The organism is Modicisalibacter xianhensis (genome assembly GCF_900113605.1).
In the GTDB taxonomy this organism is placed as follows: Bacteria; Pseudomonadota; Gammaproteobacteria; order Pseudomonadales; family Halomonadaceae; genus Modicisalibacter; species Modicisalibacter xianhensis.
In genome coordinates, this window is the sequence record NZ_FOPY01000009.1 from 23,508 (window position 1) to 42,652 (window position 19,145).

The window sequence follows — 19,145 nt, forward strand, 5'->3', positions numbered from 1 at the left end:
AAGAAGTCGCTAAATAAAGCGTGCTACGGTCTGGATGAGATGGTCGCGCGACTGGGCGCCCTGAATGCTGTCTAGGGCTTCCCCCTCGCGGAGCAACAACATGGCTGGAACACCATTGAGCCCCCAGTAGCTGGCGTCCTGCTGATCTTTCAGCACGGCGTCTCGGTAACGCCCTTCGGCCAGATGGCGGCTCAGGGAGCCTTCGTCAAGCCCTAGGCGCCGGGCGGTGTCGAGCAACGCGTCGGGGCTGGCCAGGTCCAGGCTATCTTCGAAGAAACCTCGGAACAGCTCATGGTGCAATGTCGAAAAGGCCGCATGATCCATGGCCCACTTGGCCGCCTCGTGAGCCAGCCGGCTACGCGGCTGAAGGCGAGGCAAGCGTAATGTCATGTCACGTTCGCGTGCCATGGGATAGACCGCCCGCGCCCAGATATCGTGCAGATAATCGCCGTCGGGGTCGAGTGTCGGTACCGGGGCCGGGCGTAGTTCGAAGGCCCGCCACTTGATGCTTAGCTGCGGACCGAAGCGATCGGCAAGGGCATCCAGCTCAGGAACCTCGAGGTAACAGAATGGGCAGACGTAGTCGCTCCAGACGACCAGCGTCAGCGGGGCCTGAGAATGGGTCATGGTCCGTCGTGCTCCTTCCCTAGAGTCCCAGCTAGCGTAGGCCATGCCGGGAGGAAGGGCGAGTCGTGAACCGGGCGCCGCTCAGGCTCCGCTCGATGACTCGGGGGCTTGGCTGACCTCGCGAAGCCGGGCAGTGATGGCAACGAGATCCGCGGTGTCCAGGGCGCCCGTGGCTGCCTCCAGGTAGGTTTTGTCGCCCAGGTACTGGCACAGCACCTCGACGAACTGGATACGCAGGTCGTAGAGTTCGGCGCGGGCATCGAGGACATCGACGAGATCGCGCAGGCCCAGGTTCTCGCCACGAATGGCGGCTTCCAGGAACAGCAGGCTGGACTCGATGGAGCGTGACAGTGCCTCGAGCTGCCGGGCGTTGCCCTGCAGACTGCGCAGGCGCTTGCGCACTTCCTGACGGGCCAGGCGCCGTTCGTTGGTCAATGCTTCGCGGCTGGCCAGCGCCACCAGCTCGCCTTGGCGGATGCTTGCCGAGGTATAGCCGCCACGGTAAATAGGTATGTCGAGCTCCAGGCTGGCAGTCACATCCTCACTGGACCGCAACTCGTCACTGCTGTTCAGGTCGCGGTAGCCCACCGTCAGGTTGAGTTCGGGATAATGTCCGGCGCGGCGCACTCCGGTATCCAACTGGGCGACCTGATACAGCTGGTTGGCAAGGCGGACTTCGGCATTGTCATCCACTCGAGAGAGCCATTGCTGGGTGTTTTCCCATTCATGTTCCAGCGTCACGGGCTCGATGCCGCCGAGCGCAGAACCGCGGAAGTCGGGGAGGCGGCCGGTCAGTCGTTCCAGGTCACTGAGGGCATTGGCCAGCTCGTTTTCGGCCTTGACCTGGTCGGCAACCGCCTGGTCGAGCCGGGACTGGGCTTCCAGCAGGTTGATTCGATCGCCAATGCCCAGGTCATAGGCGCGCTGTGCCTGGCGGCGTTGCAGGTTGAGTGCCTCGCGCTTGGCATCGAGCAGGCCCAGCTTTCGCGAGGCGAGATAGGCGTTGAGATAGGCATCAACGAGCGAAAGCGCGAGATTTCTCTCGGCCACGACAATGCGAAGGTCCGCAGCATCGGCCTGTGCCAATGCCTTGTCGACGCTACGCCAGCGCTCCAGGCTGAACAGCGGTTGCGTGACATCGATACGCCATAGCGTGTCATTGGTGGTCCCCGAGATCCGGTCATCGTAGACCTCGGCAGGATAATCCTCGGGATTCTGCGTATAGATATTGTCGGCGCGCTGGTAGATGGCGGAGGCACTCGCCTCTATCTGGGGGCGCAGGGCAGCACGCGCCATGGGCACTTCCTGTCCCGTGGCCTGGCTCTCGTAGCGCTGGCGCATCAGTTCACTGTCATTTTCCAGGGCCAGCGCGAACAGGCGCGTCAGTGACGGCAGGCCGGCCTGGCTATCGATCTCGTCGAGGGCATCACTGGCCGGGGCAATGCCCAGCCCGAGAGGATCCGAACCTGGCAGTTGTGCCTGCACGACGTTGCCGATTGACAGCAGACCCAGCAGGAGGAAGAGTTTACCTGTTGCGTGTTGCATCATTCCTCCCGCATCGCCCGAGCCAGCATGTCAGTGAAGGGTTTGGCCACGTAGCTGGCAAAGGTCCGCTCCCCGGTTCGGATCATGACCTCGGCAGGCATGCCGGCCAGCAATTGCATGGTTTCCGTCATGTCTGTCTGGCCATGCTCGGTCACACGGATACGCGCCTTGTAGTAGTGCGCCTGGGTGGCTTCGTCTTCGAAACTGTCGGCGGAGACGTGCACGACCTCGCCCTGAATGACATTGGAGAGGCGCTGGTTGAAGGCGCTGAAGCGAATTTCGGCGTGTTGACCGATATAGATGTTGTCGATGTCGCGGTCGGGCACGCGCGCCTGAACAACGAAGTCTTCACTTGCCGGCACGATGTCCATGAGTGGATCACCCGGACGAATGACAGCCCCCAAGGTGTGTATCTGCATGCCGACCACCGTGCCCGAGACCGGGGCCACCACCTGGGTGCGCCGTACCTGATCGCTCAGCGCGGTGATTCTCTCCTCGGCGTCGGCCACCCGGGCCTGAACGTCGCGAAGCTGTTCGCCCACTTCCTGCTGAAACTCCTGCAGGCGAATCTCCTTCTGCAGGCCATTCTCGCTGATCTGCGACTTGAGGCGTGCGATTTCGGCACTGTGCTGGGCGTTTTCGCCCTGGTATTGCATGATCTGGCGCTCGAGTTCGCGCAGGCGCTGATTGTTGCCCAGGCCCTCCTTGAACAGCGAGCGATAGTCGCTGGCCTCGCCGGATAGCGAATGAATGCGTGAGCGGTTGACCTGGCTTGTCGATTGCAGGCCGGCAATCTGCTCCTGCATCTGCACGACCTGCTCATCCAGGGCGGCCAATGTGCCCTGTAGTGACTCACGTCGCGCCTGGAACAGGCGATGCTGAACGTTCAGCACCGCCTGAACCCGGGGCGAATCGGCTTCAAGCAAGTCCGCAGGGAAGGCCAATTCTGCGTTGCCGGCCTGTTCGGCAAGCAGGCGCAGTTCATTGGCACGCGCGATGTAATATTCTGCACGGGCAATGTCCAGCTTGGCACGCGCCTGGGTGTCATCGAGGATCAGGAGGACATCGCCGGCATCGACATGGTCGCCATCCTCTACTGCAAGCCGCTCGACGATGCCGCCCTCCAGATGCTGTACTGTCTTCTTGTAGCTTTCGACGGACACCGTGCCGGGGGCGACGACCGCGACAGCCAGGTCGGCAGTCAGGGCCCAGCCTCCGAATCCACCAAAGGCCGCTACAAGCATCGCCATGCCAAGGCGTCGATAGGGGCGCTCGTTCGTCGGCAAGCGGCTGGCGGTATCGGCAGCATCGTGCTTGATCGTCGCCTCGCCAGGCAGGTAATCATTATGGCTCATGGCTTGGGCTCCTCGGAGGCTGGGGCCGTGGCGGTCTTGCCTCGGGCCCTGGGACGAATCGATGCCAGCTTCTGGCCAGCCGCTGGATTGGCGCTGGCGATGCCGCGGACGGGGTGGCCCGTCTGTGCAGCAATCTCTTCCGGGGAAGCAAACAGGCTGATCTGGCCCTCCTTGAGCACCAGGATGCGGTCGACGCGCTTGAGAATGGCGGGACGATGGCTGATGACGAAGACGGTCGTGCCATCGTCCTTGAGCCGTTGCATGCATTCGGCCAAGGCATGTTCTCCGGCATCGTCCAGATTGGCGTTTGGCTCGTCGAGCACGATAAGGACCGGGTCGCCATACAGGGCACGGGCCAGGCCGATCCGTTGCCGCTGGCCGCAGGAAAGGGCGCCGCCCCCGCCGCTGAGGTAGGTGTCGTAACCGTTGGGCTGGCGCAGGATCATCTCATGTACGCCAGCCTTGCGTGCCGCCCTGACTACCTTTTCCGGATCGACCTCGCCAAAGCGGGCAATATTCTCGCTGATGGTGCCATCGAATAGTTCGATGTCCTGGGGCAGGTAACCCAGGTAGGGCCCCAGCGCTTCCCGGCTCCACTGGCCGATCTCGGCGCCATCGAGCCGGACATGACCCACCTGGGCGGGCCAGATGCCCAGGATGACCCGGGCGAGCGAAGACTTGCCAGCCGCACTGGGGCCGACAATGCCAATGTGCTCACCTTTGCCGATTGTCATGTCGATGCCGCGCAGGGTCACGAAGCGCTCGCCTGGCGGAGCGGCCGATACCGATTCGAGAGCCAGACGGCCGGAGGGAGCCGGTAGCGGCATGCGCTGCGGCTCTGCCGGGACGAGCGACAGCAGGTCATTGAGCCGGCCGTGAGCGGTACGTGCGCCGACGAATCCCTTCCATCCGCCGATCATCTGGTCTATGGGTGCCAGGGCGCGTCCCATGATGATCGAACCGGCAATCATCATGCCAGGCGTCAAACTTCCCTCCAGCACCAGATAGGCACCGAGGCCGAGGATCATTGACTGGAACAGCAGGCGTAGTGTCTTGGAGAGATTGGTCAACGTGCCGGCCCGGTCACTAGCATGCGACTGGTGGACAAGGTATTCATGATGCTTGGCAGCCCAGCGGCCCATGATGCCCGGCAGCATTCCCATGGCATGTAGAACCTCGGCATTGCGCAGGTTGCTGTTGGCGAGATCCTGGGATTGGACATGTTCGCTATTGGCCTCGGCCAGTAGATCCTTCGTGCTTTTTTCGTTCAATAACGCGAGCAGGAACAGCACCACACCCGCAGCCAACGCAAAGTAACCAAACCAAGGGTGAAACAGGAAAAGCACGCCGAGATAAACCGGGATCCAGGGTGCATCGAAGAAAGCGAACAGGCCATTGCCCGTCAGGAATTGGCGCAGGCTGCTCAAGTCGTTGAGTGGTTGGGCTGACGCTTTCCCAGGCATAGCCACGCTCTTCTTGAACATCGCACTATAGAGTCGCTGATTGACCTGCATGTCTAGACGATTGCCAACGCGTACCAGAATGCGTGAGCGTATGAACTCGAGCCCTCCCATGACGATGAACAAGAAAAGAACGACCAAGGTCAGCATCAGCAGGGTTTCCTGACTGCGCGATGTAATGACCCGGTCATAGACTTGAAGCATGTAGAGAGGCGGTACCAACATCAATAGGTTGATGAACATGCTGAAAAAAGCCGCTGAAAGGAAAGCCCCTCTGCAGGCCTTCAGCGCGATTTGCAAGTCTGTCTCTTCGCTACGCCTGGCCATGGATGTGCTCACTCGATTGTTGTCTTGTCAATGAACTCTCAGGGCGTGGCTGCCCTTGGCTTCGTGTAAAGAAGAGTAATTTAAGTAACGTTATTTTTGCAGAGCTGTGCATTAGTGAAATACATATGAGCAAGGTATTGTTTTTCTAATAATTTTCATGTTTTTCAGAAACTTATATTCAGATTTGTTAAGCCGGGTGCTTGGAGAATGAGAATATAAAATTAGAGACTAATGAGTTTTCACCGGTTATCTTGATGACAATTTTAATCTAAAAGGCATGGTCACTTAATTATTTTAAAAGTCAATAGTGTGCTTTTGATAATAACTGAGTTTTTTTGTTACTGGATGGTGTGTCAGCGAAGGTTTTCGATCACCCATTTTTTTCTATAGAAAATAATGACTTATTTTTTAATTAGAATTTTTTCCATAGCTTTTTTAAAGAAATTACAAGTGCTTGGTTGAGATTGTTAAGCCTTGTTTAAGCTTTGGCTGGCGCTAGTTTGATACTGCGTCCAAGTTTTCTTTGGATGTAATTGGGTGCAAAAGAACGAGCATGGAAAAGCGTGGTGGCGAGGCTGGATGTAATGCAGCGCTATCAGGGCAGTGGTGAGTAAAAGTATAAAAGACTAGGAGTCGCACAATGTATTCTATCTCCTTGGTGGATGCGCAGACTGGGGCGTTGCTGAGTGGTATCAATGAGGGAACGTGGCTGGATACCAGTGCCTATGGAAGCGTTGCGTTTCGTGTGATCCCCGATGCCAATGCTGGCATCGACCCTTTATCGGTAGCCAGTCTTCGATTGACATTCATCGATGCCAATGGAACTGTCATGGCGCAGCCCGATAGCGAAGCTCCCTTCCTTTTTCCCGCACCGTCTGCCTGGGTTCACGGTCCGGCCTCCTTGCTGGTCGAGCCCTTGAACAAAAACGGAGACGTCCTGGAGGGCGCAAGCGAACAGATCGGGCTGACCCTTGCCGATGGACCCGAAATCGCTGATGGAGCCATGGCTCCGCTACGTTACCAGGCGGAAGATGCCCAGTTGACGGGAACGACGATTACCTCTGTGGGGGGAGACGATCCCAACGCGATCAATGCCGATGAAGGTGCTTATGTCGACTATGGCGAGCCTTCAGGCGAGAGCATCGCGTTCAATGTCGAGGTGGCCGAGGCCGGGACTTATGAACTGAGTCTGCGCTATGCGCTGAGCCAGAACAACGACGGCAGTGAGCGTAACCGTCCGCTCCGGCTGGACATCAACGACCAGCTCGTGGATCGCATGTTCGACCTGACGAGTACCACGTACACCGCGGATAACACCGATTTTTCCGAGTTTGGCGAACGCACGATTCTCGTGAATCTACAGGCGGGCAGCAACACGATCACGTTTACCTCCAACGGGATCAGTGGCCCCAATGTCGATTATCTGGAGGTGCGCCAGCCGGCCCAGGGGCACGTGGTGATCCAGGGCGAGGATATGCTCCTCTCGTCGGCACCGAACTATACGCCTGAAGGAACCGATACCAACCGCCCGATCACGAGCGAGAATATCGCGTTGATCGACGACACTTTCCGTGTTGGTGCCGAAGGTGCCAGCTACCTCGATTGGGCCTACGGAAACGCCGATGCCTATGCCGAGTTCACTTATCAGGCGCCGGTTGCAGGCACCTATTCCATGACCGTGACCTATGCCGGATCCACGGACCGTCCTTTGGACCTGGTCAGTGTGCAAGGCAGCGAGGCAACGGCCATAGGCACGTTTGGTTTCGCAGCTACTGCAGCTCCCGTCTACCTGCCGGATGATGTCGGCGACCTGCCCACCAATGTACAAATCTCCGATGAACCTTCGTCCTGGGAGGGTTGGAGCACCGAGACGCTGAGCTTCCATCTCGAGGCTGGAGACAATCTGCTGCGCCTCGGTGGAAGAACGAACGGGCCGAATATCGACAAGGTGGAAATGATGCTCGTCGATGCGGACCCGGTCGCTCCCAGCGATATCAACCTTGATAACGCCAGTGTGCTGGAAAATATGCAAGGTGCTGCGATCGGGCAATTGATCGTCGAGGATGCCGACGACACGACACACACCTTCAGCGTCGACGATGACCGCTTCGAGGTCGACGATGGTGGCATGTTGCGTCTGAAGGAAGGCGTGAGTCTGGATTTCGAATCGGAGCAGACAGTCACGGTCAGCGTCACGGCGACGGACAGCGATGAACTCGCCGTGACCCGCAGCTTCTCGATTGCCGTGGGCGACGTGGCGGAGTCCGAGGAACCGGTTCCCGAGCCCACCGGACCGTTGGCGGTGACCTTTGCCGACCAGGACATTTCCTCGTATACCACGACCCAGGACAATCCGGTCGGCCCGGGCTACGAGATTACAGAGGACGGAGCGACCCTGTCGCTTAACGACAACCTCTGGAAGCGAGTCGCGCTGCCACAGACGTACCTGGTGACCGAGAACACCCGGATCGAGCTCGACCTGACGGTGGGCGAGAGTATCCCCGAAATCGTGGCCATCGGCTTCGACCTGAACGACAACGCGTTCGACGGGGATCGCTCGCTCTACCAGCTTGCCGGTACCCAGGGCCAGGGCGCCATCATTGACCTGCGAGGTAGCGGTATCGTCAATGGTGATGGCACGCTGCATTTCGTCATCGACTTGAGCGAGCATGCAGGTACCTCGCTCGACTCGCTGGTGTTCATTAGCGATGACGATGCCACGGCCGAACTGGGCTCGGCGGCATTCTCCAATGTGCAACTCCTCGAGGATGGCGATGACTCCTCCGGTAATCAGGCTCCGCGCGTCGTAGGCAGCGGCATTGCCGATCTGGAACTCGACGAGAATGCCCTTCTCGAGATCGACCTGCCTTTCGTCGACGATGATGGCGACAGCCTGACGTATTCATTCGCCATTACTCAGGATGGCATTCTGCTCAGCGGCTTCGATGGCCTGGCCATTCAGGATGGCGTGTTGAGCGGCAATCTCACCGGGCTCGAGCCGGGCACCTATAGCGTGACCGTAACGGCAACCGACCCCCAATCCGCCTCTGCCGAGACAACGTTCCAGCTTACCGTCAGCAACGTCAATGAAGCGCCGGTCGCCGAAGAAGTGGCACTCGAACCGTATTTCGGCGCTCAAGGCGCCTTCTTTGACGGAATCGAGCTGGCCAGCTTTGCGTCCTATTTCACCGATCCCGATGGGGATAGCCTGACGCTGAGTGCCGAAGGGCTGCCAGACGGGTTGAGTGTCGATGGTGAAGGCGTGATAACCGGGACGCCTACCGAGGCTGGCTCCTTCGAGGTCGTGATCCGTGCGACGGATGCCGGTGGTCTTTCGGATACCCTGACACTGCAGTTCGAGATCGACGGGCCCGACATTGGCGATGTCTTGAGTGTCGAGGCCGAAGACTTCACGGGGCTGACCGAGGTCGACAATTTCTACGCGACCGGCAACCCGGATGCCTCTGGCGATGAGATAATCCGTCTTGGCAACACGACCTCGACCCAGGTAACCACCCAACTGGCCGACAACGGCGTGGTTCCCGGCTGGTACACCGTGAGTCTTGTCGCCTTCGACGAAACCGACGGGGCGGGGTCGCTGTCGCTGCAGATCGGTGAAACGCTGCTGCAGGCACGCAACACGACGACCGATACGCTCAGTGACAGCGTCGTGTTGAATGACGACTACGGAACCTTCCTGAATAACGCGGCGCGGGGTACTGCCGGGCAGGCCGGAAACCTCAAGCAGATCGATTTCGAAACCGTGATCTATGTCGATGCCGACACGCTGGCCACGTTGACGGCGCAGGGCGAGTCCGGCGAATTGATGCGTATCGACCGGCTGCTTTTCACGCGTGTCGAAGAGCCGATCAATGAGGCACCGGTCATGGCAGGCCTGGATGCAGCCATCGCCGTGGATGAAAACACTTCCTTGGTCGCTTCACTGAGCCTGAGCGATGCCGAAAACGATCCCCTGAGCGTGACCATAGAGGGCACAGATGCGGCATTGTTCAGTTTCGACCCGGCCAGTGGCACGCTAGCCTTCGTGTCGGCACCCGACGCCGAAAATCCTGCTGACGGCGATGCCGATGGCGTCTACGAAATCACTGTCTCGGTAAGCGATGGCGAGAACACCATATCGCAGGATGTCGTCGTGAGCGTCGCCGATATCAACGAGACGCTCTCGATCGAACAGACCACATTCTCCCTTGCGGAAGGGCTGACGGCAGTGGGAGCCATTCCTGTCGTCGACGAGGATGGTGGCGCGACCGGCCTGGTGGCGCCTGCCTACGCCATTACCGGCGGCGCAGATGCGTCACTTTTCACCATTGACCCGGCCACCGGACAACTGGCCTTCGTCGCAGCGCCTGATTTCGAGACGGCTGGGGATGCCGATGGTGACAATGTCTATGAAGTCGATGTGACAGCCACCGACGGCGCCCTCGAAGATACCAAGTCGCTGCAGATCACGGTCACCGACACGGATGAGGCGGCTTTCACGCCGATCGTGTTGCAGGCCGAAGACGCCACACTGACGATACTCGATGACGGTGCGAACGCTACCGTCACGACCATCCGCGATGCAGACAACCCGGAGGTGGGTAGTGGTTTCAGTGGCCTGCGTCCGGATTACTCGGGCACCGGCTACCTCGATTTCGGCGATACCGCTGGAGATGCAGTGACGTTCGAGGTGACTGTCGCCGAGGCCGGCAGTTATGACCTGAATGTTCGCTATGCCAGCAATACCGGTCGACCGCTGGACCTGGCCATCAACGGCGCCGCTATCGCCGCCTTGCCGTTCGCCAGTACCGACCCCGATGGTAGTGGCGAGGAAGAGGGCTTCGATCACTGGGCGTTCGAGACCATTACCGTGACGCTCGAGGCAGGCAGTAACAGCCTGTCCCTGGCGATTCCCCAGGGAGCGACCACCGGTCCGAACATCGATCGTATCGAAGTCACGACGGCGGGTAGCGGTCCCATTGGCACGGATACCTCGGCAGACATCGATGGCAATTTGACACTGGTCAGTGATGCTGCGGCCCTTGACCCGGCGCAGGCAGCGACGGCCGGTTTCACCGTCACCGGACTGGATGCCGACATCCAGACAGTCGAGATCAGTTTCGATGACGGCGCCACGCGCATACCGGTCACCCCGGCGGCCGACGGTTCGTTTACCGTCGACATGAGTGGTCTCAATGGGACAGTCGTGGCCACTCTCATCGTCACCGATGCCGTCGGCAACGAGGCCAGTGCAACCAGCGAAGTGACCATCGGCGAGACGACAGCGCCTTTCCTTTACGAGATCGAGGGCGAGGCACTGACCATCGACGACAGCGAGCCGACGCCGGACACCGTGGTACGCGATGCTAGCAATCCGGAAACCAATACCGGTGCTGGCGCCGATGGCCTCTGGGACGGCTACAGCGGGACCGGTTACCTGGATATGGGCGGCGAAGCGGGCGATGCCGCATTCTTCGATGTCACGGTCGATGAGGCAGGCACCTATACCTTGACAGTGCGTTACGCCAATGCCGATGGCAGCGGGGCTGACCGGCCAATGAGCATTCTGGTCGATGGTACATCGCAGGGCCAGATGGCATTTTCGAATACGGGCGCCGGCGATGCCGGTTGGCAAAACTGGACCGAGGCGACCATCGAAGTCCAGCTCGAAGCGGGCAGCAATACCATCCGCCTGGAAAATGTGGGCAATGCCGGTCCCAACATCGACAGGCTGTCAGTCAGCCGGGAAGGAACGGAGCAGCCCGAGGAGCCGCCGTTCGTCGAGCCGGGCGAGCGCTTCAAGGTCAAGATCAACTTCCAGCCGGAAGGGTTCGCAACGCCGGAAGGGTATGTCGCCGATACGGGGCTGGCCTTTGGCGAGCAGTCGGTGGACGTTGGTGGCCAGACCTACCAGTACGGCTGGGTTAGCGAGGCATCGATCGCCGACGGTACCGAGAACGGGACCACGCCGATGGCCATCAACGACCAGACCAGCGTGGCGGTAAACGATCGCACCGACGAGATCACCGGCCTCGATCCTCGCCAGGGTACGTATGCTCACTTCGACCAGCCGGCCTCCGGCTACGAGCGTGCCGGCTGGGAAATCGAGCTGGAGGAAGGCTACTACGAGGTGACCGTGTCGATCGGCGACACGTCTGGGCCTTATGACAGCCGCAATGTGCTCAATGCCGAAGGCGAGCTGTTCAACGATCCGTTTACGCCGTTCCGACCGGATGACTTCCCTGCGGACAGCAATCCGTCCGACGACACCGATGGCTTCCGGTCGGATCTGGTAACCCGCATCGTGCAGGTGACCGATGGTCGCCTGACGCTCGACTCGATTGGGCTGGATAACGAGAACACCGAAATCCAGTACATCGAAATCCAGGCGTTGCCCGACCTGACGCCAGACGATGCCCGCGAAGCCCCTGAAGACTACGCATTCTTCACCGATCCGCGAGCCATCGCCGGGGTGGGCGAGAACGAGGTCGAGGTTGACCTCGATCCGGCAGACGGAAGTGCGCCAACCGGTGTGGACCCGACATCCGATATCTTCCTGGGCATTTCCGTGGTCGATGGACGTGGCGGGGCCTTGCTCGAGAGTCTGGAAGACGGCTCGATCCGCCTGTTCGAGACCGTGACCGGTCAGGAAGTCTCGTTCAATGCCAATACCACAGGCGGGTTCGACTCGCTGACGATCTCGCCGACCGGCGGCCTGAAGGAGTTCACCAGCTATACCCTGGTGATCGAAGGATTCCAGGACCGTGGCGAAAACGATGACACCAGCGCACCGACCCGTGAGTTCCAGAAATTCACCTCCACGTTCGTGACCGGCGAGGCGCCGGAAGTCGTCGCTCGTGAAGTGGCTTTCAATGACATCGTCGAACTCAACGGTGCCAGCGATGGTGCCTTCGGCTTCACTTCGCTGGAGTTGTCACCCGACGGCACGACAATGTATGTCGCCACCATGGGGGGCGAGATCAAGCGCTATGACGTCGATCCTCAGACGGGGGCGCTCTCCAATGGCCAGACGCTAAGACTGGATTACTTCCAGGGCGATGCGGCGGGGCCTCGCGGCATCATTGGTCTGACCTTCGACCCCAACGACCCCAACGTGCTCTGGGTGACGGACAACTATCCCATCCCATTATCGGGGCGTGACAACGGCGTACCGGATTTCAGTGGCCGCATCAGCAAGATCACCATCGATGAGGGTGATGCGTTCACGGCCACGGCCGAGACCTATGTCACTGGCCTGCCACGTTCCAATGGCGACCACGTGACCAATAGCCTCGAGTTTCGGCCCAACCCGGATTACGACGCTGCCACCAACCCGGATGTGCCGACGCATCTGCTCTATCTCGTCCAGGGCTCGAACTCGGCCATGGGAGAGCCGGACAGCGCCTGGGGTAACCGGCCCGAGCGCCTGCTGAACGCCACGGTACTGGAAATCGACCCGACCAGGGACGCACCGCAAGGCGGTTTCAACGTGGCGACCGAGCCGCTGCCGGACGACGGTTTCAATCGCCGTTATACCGATGACGATGGCAGCGACTTCAAGGCCGACCCGATCGCCATGGGCGACGGCAAGTTCCTGGTATTCGCCGAGAATGGCACGGCGACCGTCGAGGACCAGGATGGCAACGTCATCGAGACCTTCTACGATCCGTTTGCCGAAGATGCCGTGGTCAAGATCTTTGCCACCGGGGTTCGCAACGCCTACGACCTGGTCTGGCATTCCAATGGCCAGCTTTACGTGCCCACCAACGGCTCGGCAGCGGGCGGCAGTGTGCCGGATAATCCGGATACACCGGAAAACGAACTGCACACCAATGTCAGTAAGCAGGACGACTATCTGTTCAAGGTCGAGGAGGGCGGCTACTACGGCCATCCCAATCCGTTGCGCGACGAGTATATCCTCAACGGTGGCAACCCGACCTCGGGCAGCGATCCCAACGAAGTTGGTGACTACCCGGCCGGCACCGACCCGGAAGCGACCTACGATCTCGAGGGGGCCTACTCGCTGGGCGAGAACCGTTCGCCCAATGGCGCGACCGAGTACACCAGTGGCGTATTCGGCGGCAACCTGCAGGGCAACGTGCTGTTCACCGAGTACTCCGGTGGCGACGACATTCGCTCGATCACCTTGGATGCCAACGGCAACATCGTGGGCGATGACGTACTGCGTGATGTCAACGGCAACGTGATCAGGTATATCGATCCGCTGGACATCATCGAGAACCCGGTCACCGGGCAGCTCTATCTGCTGACGCTGAATCGCAGCAATGGCGAAAGCCAGATCGTACGTCTCGACCCGGCCCCGGGCGGCGTTATCACCGACCCAGAAGATCCGGTCGATCCCGAAGAACCGACGGACGACCTAGTGTCGCTACTGGTCATCCAGGCCGAGGATGACACCCCCAATGATGGCACCTCGGTCACCATCGCCGACGGCAGCGGTGCGGAAATCCAGATCCGCGACGCTGACAATCCCGAAACCACCGCAGGCTTGCCCAATGGCTTGCGTCCGGGCGCCTACGGCAATGATGGCAATACCGACAATACCGACGGCGTGCTGGGCGGTTATGCCGACTTCGGTGCCACCAATGCCGACTTCCTGACCTTCAGCTTCGAGCTGAGCGGTGCCCAGGCCGGCGACTCGGTACTGCGCGTGCGCTACGCCAATGGCAGCACGGCAGATCGTCCCCTGGAGGTGTTCGTCAACAATGTCAGCGTAGGTATCTTCGCCTTTGCGCCGCCGACCGGCGTGACCGGGGACGATGCGTGGAGCGAATGGCTGACGCTGGACATACCGGCGGACCTGGTTTCCGGGTTGAACACGGTACGCTTCCAGGCGACCGACAACACCGGCCCCAATATCGACCAACTGGAAATACTTCAGGAACCGCAAGACACCACGCCCGGTTATACCGAGTACGAGGCGGAAAGTGCCGAACTCGACGGTGCCGTGGTCGTGACGACGAGCGAGGACGACCGCAACGCGTCCGGTGACGGTTTCGTCGACTTCACCGGCAGTGGCGACCAGACCATCACCTGGAGCGTCGACGTGGCCGAGGCAGGCACCTACGAGATCGCCTTCCGCTATGCCCTGGCGACCAGCAAGGCAGACCGTCCGCTGGAGTTGAGCATCAACGGTAACGCAATCGAAGTGGTCAACTTCCCCGGCCAGAGCAACGAGGCCGAGGACGACTGGTATTACCAGACCACCACGGTCACGCTGCAGGCCGGCAGCAACACCGTCACGGTGACCGCGCCCGACGCCAACGGGCCGAACATCGACCTGCTGCGTGTCGCGGATACGCCGAGCGACAACTTCGAACCGACCTATGCCGACATCGACGGCAGCGGGCGCATCGAGCTGGAAAGCGGTGACACGGCGCGTGCGGTCAACGAAAGAACGGCGGACTTCTACTTCACCGTGGCGGCGGATGGCGCCTACAAGCTCGACCTGGCAGCCAATGCCGATGCCACCGACGGCGGCCAGTTGACGCTGCTGCTCAATGGCCAGCCCTTGGATGAGATGATGTTCCCGGGCGTCGGCGATGTCGGCGAGGAGTCGTCCTACGTCGAACTCGTGGCAGGGGTGTCCTACCACCTGCGCGTGGTATCCGAGGCGGATGGGGCTGACGATATCGATTATCTCGATATTTCGCCGGCACCGGGCGATCCCGATGCAGACATCGGCATCCAGACCGGCGATGCGGCTTACTACGCCAATCGCATCCAGTTCAACTACCTGGAGAATGACAGCGCCTCGAATCCCGATCGCGACTACAAGGAGAGCGGGACGGTCGTCATCAGCAACACCGGCAGCAGTGAACTGTCAGTGATCGATGTGGATATCGATGGTCCATTCGAGCTTGCCGTGCCGGATATCTTCGATGGCCTGACTCTGGCGGCAGGAGAATCCATCGAGGTGACGGTGCTGTTCGACCGCGATGCCTATACGGCGCCGACCACCGATGCCGGCGACGGGGTCTTCGAGGGCGTACTTCGCCTGGTCACAAACGATGCCGATACGCCGGTCGCCGAGGTGCATCTGGCCGGTTTCTGGCAGGCGCGTGACGAAGGCGGCTGGGAACCCAACGTCAATGAGGTATGGGAGGTCTTCGGCTTCGGTAACCGGATCGCAGGGTTGACCACGGTGGGAGGTGGTGAGAACTCGGTGCTCAACGACTATGACCTCTATCGGCCGGTCAACGACGACGAAGTGCTGTCGCGCTACTGGACAATCGCCGAAGGTTACGAGTCGGCGAAGATCACCCAACTGGCTGCCTTCCATGGCAATGGCGGCGCCACGCTGGGCATCCATAACCCGCAGAACAAGGATCAGGACATCACGTTGTCGAACCATGCGGGCGACAACAACCAGTCGATTCTGCCGATTACCAGCAGCGGCCAGTTTGCGACGGCGACCTTCACCCGTGATCAGATCCCCGATAGCTGGATCGGCAACGACATGTTCGGCATCGAGGTGGCCGGGCTATCCACCGATCCGTCGCTCAACCCGTCGGGTGGCGGCGATGTGCCCGACGATGCCGAGGGCATCGAGCGGGGCTACACGGTGCGCATGTTCCAGGCGCTGGATGCCAACGGCAACGTGATTCCCAACACCTACCTGGGAATCATGGATTACACCGGCATCAACTACGACTACAACGACAACATGTTCGTCATCGAGGGTATTGCGCCGGCATCCGGTGGCGAGATATCGATCACGAACCTGGATGGCGTACCGTCGGACGACCGCCTGGTGATGAGCCGTATCGAGAACCCCGCGAACAGCAGTCAGGAGGTGCACGACGAAGTCACATTCACCATCACCAATGACGGGTTCGCCAACCTGGAGATCAGCCAGCTCGAAATCGCCGATCCCTCGCTGTTCGAGATCGTGGGCAATACCACCGACCTGGTGGTCGCCCCAGGAAGTTCACTCGACGTCACGGTCCGTTTCATCGGCCAGGACTCGAATGATGGCACACTCTACGAGTCGTCCCTGATCATTCATTCCAACGATGGCGACGAAGGGCAGAAGATCATCCAACTGGCCGGTATCGCCCAGGGACAATCGGAAAACGGCCAGGAACCGACGGTACAGGAAATCGTCAATGCCTTCGGGTTCTCGACTGACGTGGCGCAGGGAGAGATGAACCAGGGAGGGCTGGTGGAAGCCAATGGCGATGAAATCCTGTCGCCTTACTTCCAGCGGGCCGATGGCGCCTCGCCGATCAAGATCACGCAATTGGCGGCGTACCACACTCAGGGGGACATCGCCCGGCTGTTCATCCATGACGTCGACAGCCGCGATATCGACGAGATCCTGGCCCACGATGAGCAGGATGGCCAGACGCTGCTGCCGCGAACGCTCAATGGCGGCGATGCCCTGACCACCACGACGCTCGACAGGGATGCCCCGTTTGGCTTCTTTGCGGAGATCAGCGGGCGCCAGGGCTATATTTCCTGGTCCGATCCCGATGCCAACCTCTACGAGGACACCATCGATGAGATCGGCACGCCGGGTACCAACCTCAACTGGGAAGAAAACGACGGGCATCTGATTCGGGTGTACGTGGCCAAGGATGCCGACGGCAACGTGATCCCGAATACCTATATCGTGATCCAGGACTACGCGGGGGTGAACTACGACTACAACGACAACATCTTCCTGGTCGAGAACGTCCAGACCTATGATCCCAGCGGTGCCGAGGACGCCGATGGCAACGGACGTGTCGATATCTACGACGATGCCGACGGCGACGGCATTCCCAATTTCCTCGACGATGACACGCCCGAGGAGCCGGATACGCAGGGCGCCTACAACGACAGCGGGACACCGTGGGTCGTCGATGGCGATGGGCTGACGCTCCAGGCGGCCGACTATGACGAAGGCGGTCAGGGTGTGGCCTACAACGACAGCAGCGAAACCCAACTGGGTAGCGACTATCGTGGCGAGGGCGTGGATATCGTCGGCAACGGCACCGCCATCGGCTGGGTCGAGAACGGCGAGTGGGTGGAATACACCATCAACGTCACTCAGGCCGGCACCTATGAGCTGTCGTTCCTCTCGGCACTAGGTAGCCAGGGCGGTAGTGCCCGCTCGATCACGGCATCCTTTGCCCAGGGCGACGGCACCTACACCACGGCCACGCCGGTAGCGGTCGACTACACCGGCAACTGGAGCAACTTCCAGCAGACCGACAGCATCCAGGTCGAGCTGGAAGCCGGGGTTCAGGTGGTGCGCCTGACCTTCAACGGCGGCTCGCAGGACCTGGCATCGTTCAGCCTCGCGCCGGTGGCGACCAATACCGCCCCGGTGGTCGATGGCGGACTGGACGATCTGACGGCGACCGAGGACCAGGCTTTCTCGTTCACCATCCCGTCGGATGCCTTCGACGATGCCGATGGCGATGCATTGACCTACACCGCCAGTGGCCTGCCGGCCGGTCTGTCGATGTCCTCGGCGGGCGTCATCAGCGGTGTGCCCAGCGTGGCGGGCAGCTTCGACATTCTGGTCACCGCCTCGGATGGCGAGGCCAGCGTCGAGAGCGGGTTCACGCTCACCGTAGCCGGGGTACCGGATGGCGACGATGGACAGACACCGTTCAACGAATCCGGTACGCCATGGGCTGTCGGCGATGGCATCACCTTGCAGGCAGCGGCTTTCGATGTCGGCGGGGAGGGCGTTTCCTACAGCGACACCGAGGCCGAGCAGATGGGCAGCAGCTATCGCGAGGGCGGCGTGGATATCGTCGGCAATGGCTCGGCCATCGGGTGGGTCGATGATGGCGAGTGGGTGGAATATACCATCGAGGTCGAACAGGCCGGTGTCTACTACCTCTCCTTCGTCGCCTCGACACCGACGAACGGAGTCACCATCACCGCTGCGCTGGAGCAGGATGGCAGTTTCTACACCACCTCGTCGCCGCTCGCGGTGCCCAATACCGGGTCCTGGAGCAATCCCGGACCGACCGAGGCATTGGCGCTCGAGTTGCAGGCGGGTGTGCAGACGCTGCGCCTGACCTTCAATGGTGAAACAGCGCAGGACCTGATGGATATTCAGTCGTTGACGCTAGTGCGCGAAGAACAGGTCGATGATGGGCAGACACCGTTCAACGAGACACAAACGCCTTGGCTGGTCGATGCCGATGGCTTGTCGCTGAACGCCGCCTGGTTCGATGACGGTGACGCGGGCGAGGCCTATTCGGACAGCGACAGTGTCCAGAGCGGAGTGGCTTTCCGCGATGGCAGCGTGGATATCGTTGGCGATGGCGAGGCCATCGGCTGGATCGCCAATGGCGAATGGGTCGAGTACACCGTCGATGTCGAGCAGGCGGGAACGTACAACCTGTCGTTTGTGACGGCTACGCCACATAACGGACGTTCGATCACTGCATCGATGGAACAGGATGGCACGTTCTATGCGCAATCGGCACCGCTGGAGGTACCCAACTCCGGTGCCTGGGGCAACTATGTCTCGACCGGAACCCTGGCGCTCGACCTGCAGGCCGGTGAACAGGTACTGCGTCTGACCTTCAATGGTGGCTCCATGGACCTGCAATCGCTGCTCCTCGAGCCACAATCATCGTCCACGCTGCAGACCGCCACGCTTGTCGGGTTCGATACGCTGCTTGCCGAGGAGGACAATGCAGTCGACAGCAGCGATGACGATACGTTGCCGATGAGTGAGGACGTCGTTGTCGCCGGGACCACCCAGGACGATCAGGGGGATAGCTTGCTGTAAACGCGACAGGCGAGGGGCGGCCAGGCCGCCCCTCGCTCATTCGCGCCTGGTAAGCGGTTTCAGGCTTGC

Annotated in this window: 5 protein-coding genes; 1 reads left to right on the forward strand and 4 read right to left on the reverse strand. The window is 60.5% G+C overall.

The window, feature by feature from the left end; all coding sequences use genetic code 11:
• Window positions 1–9 precede the first annotated feature (9 nt).
• From BM194_RS12010 to BM194_RS12025, 4 genes are all read right to left on the reverse strand, one after another.
• Complete coding sequence (locus tag BM194_RS12010; RefSeq protein ID WP_177223401.1) at window positions 10–627, reverse strand: DsbA family oxidoreductase; 618 nt, start codon at window positions 625–627, stop codon at window positions 10–12.
• An 81-nt stretch (window positions 628–708) separates the two neighbouring features.
• Entirely contained in the window at window positions 709–2,172 is a 1,464-nt protein-coding gene (locus tag BM194_RS12015; protein WP_092847076.1) for a TolC family protein, read from the reverse strand.
• The gene (locus tag BM194_RS12020; RefSeq protein ID WP_092847078.1) at window positions 2,172–3,527 is read right to left on the reverse strand and encodes an HlyD family type I secretion periplasmic adaptor subunit; all 1,356 of its coding nucleotides are present in this window, start codon (window positions 3,525–3,527) and stop codon (window positions 2,172–2,174) included. Before BM194_RS12020 ends, BM194_RS12015 begins: the two co-directional genes overlap by 1 nt.
• Complete coding sequence (locus BM194_RS12025; protein WP_092847080.1) at window positions 3,524–5,314, reverse strand: type I secretion system permease/ATPase; 1,791 nt, start codon at window positions 5,312–5,314, stop codon at window positions 3,524–3,526. Before BM194_RS12025 ends, BM194_RS12020 begins: the two co-directional genes overlap by 4 nt.
• Before the next feature lie 640 nt (window positions 5,315–5,954).
• Between BM194_RS12025 and BM194_RS12030 the strand changes: the two genes are divergently transcribed.
• Window positions 5,955–19,076: a carbohydrate-binding protein gene (locus BM194_RS12030; protein WP_092847082.1), complete on the forward strand. Its 13,122-nt coding sequence runs from the start codon at window positions 5,955–5,957 to the stop codon at window positions 19,074–19,076.
• Window positions 19,077–19,145: the final 69 nt, after the last annotated feature.

Coding starts and splice junctions, on each gene's coding strand:
- BM194_RS12010 (WP_177223401.1), bottom strand. CDS start 627: ATGACCCATTCTCAGGCCCCGCTGACGCTGGTCGTCTGGAGCGACTAC.
- BM194_RS12015 (WP_092847076.1), bottom strand. CDS start 2,172: ATGCAACACGCAACAGGTAAACTCTTCCTCCTGCTGGGTCTGCTGTCA.
- BM194_RS12020 (WP_092847078.1), bottom strand. CDS start 3,527: ATGAGCCATAATGATTACCTGCCTGGCGAGGCGACGATCAAGCACGAT.
- BM194_RS12025 (WP_092847080.1), bottom strand. CDS start 5,314: ATGGCCAGGCGTAGCGAAGAGACAGACTTGCAAATCGCGCTGAAGGCC.
- BM194_RS12030 (WP_092847082.1), top strand. CDS start 5,955: ATGTATTCTATCTCCTTGGTGGATGCGCAGACTGGGGCGTTGCTGAGT.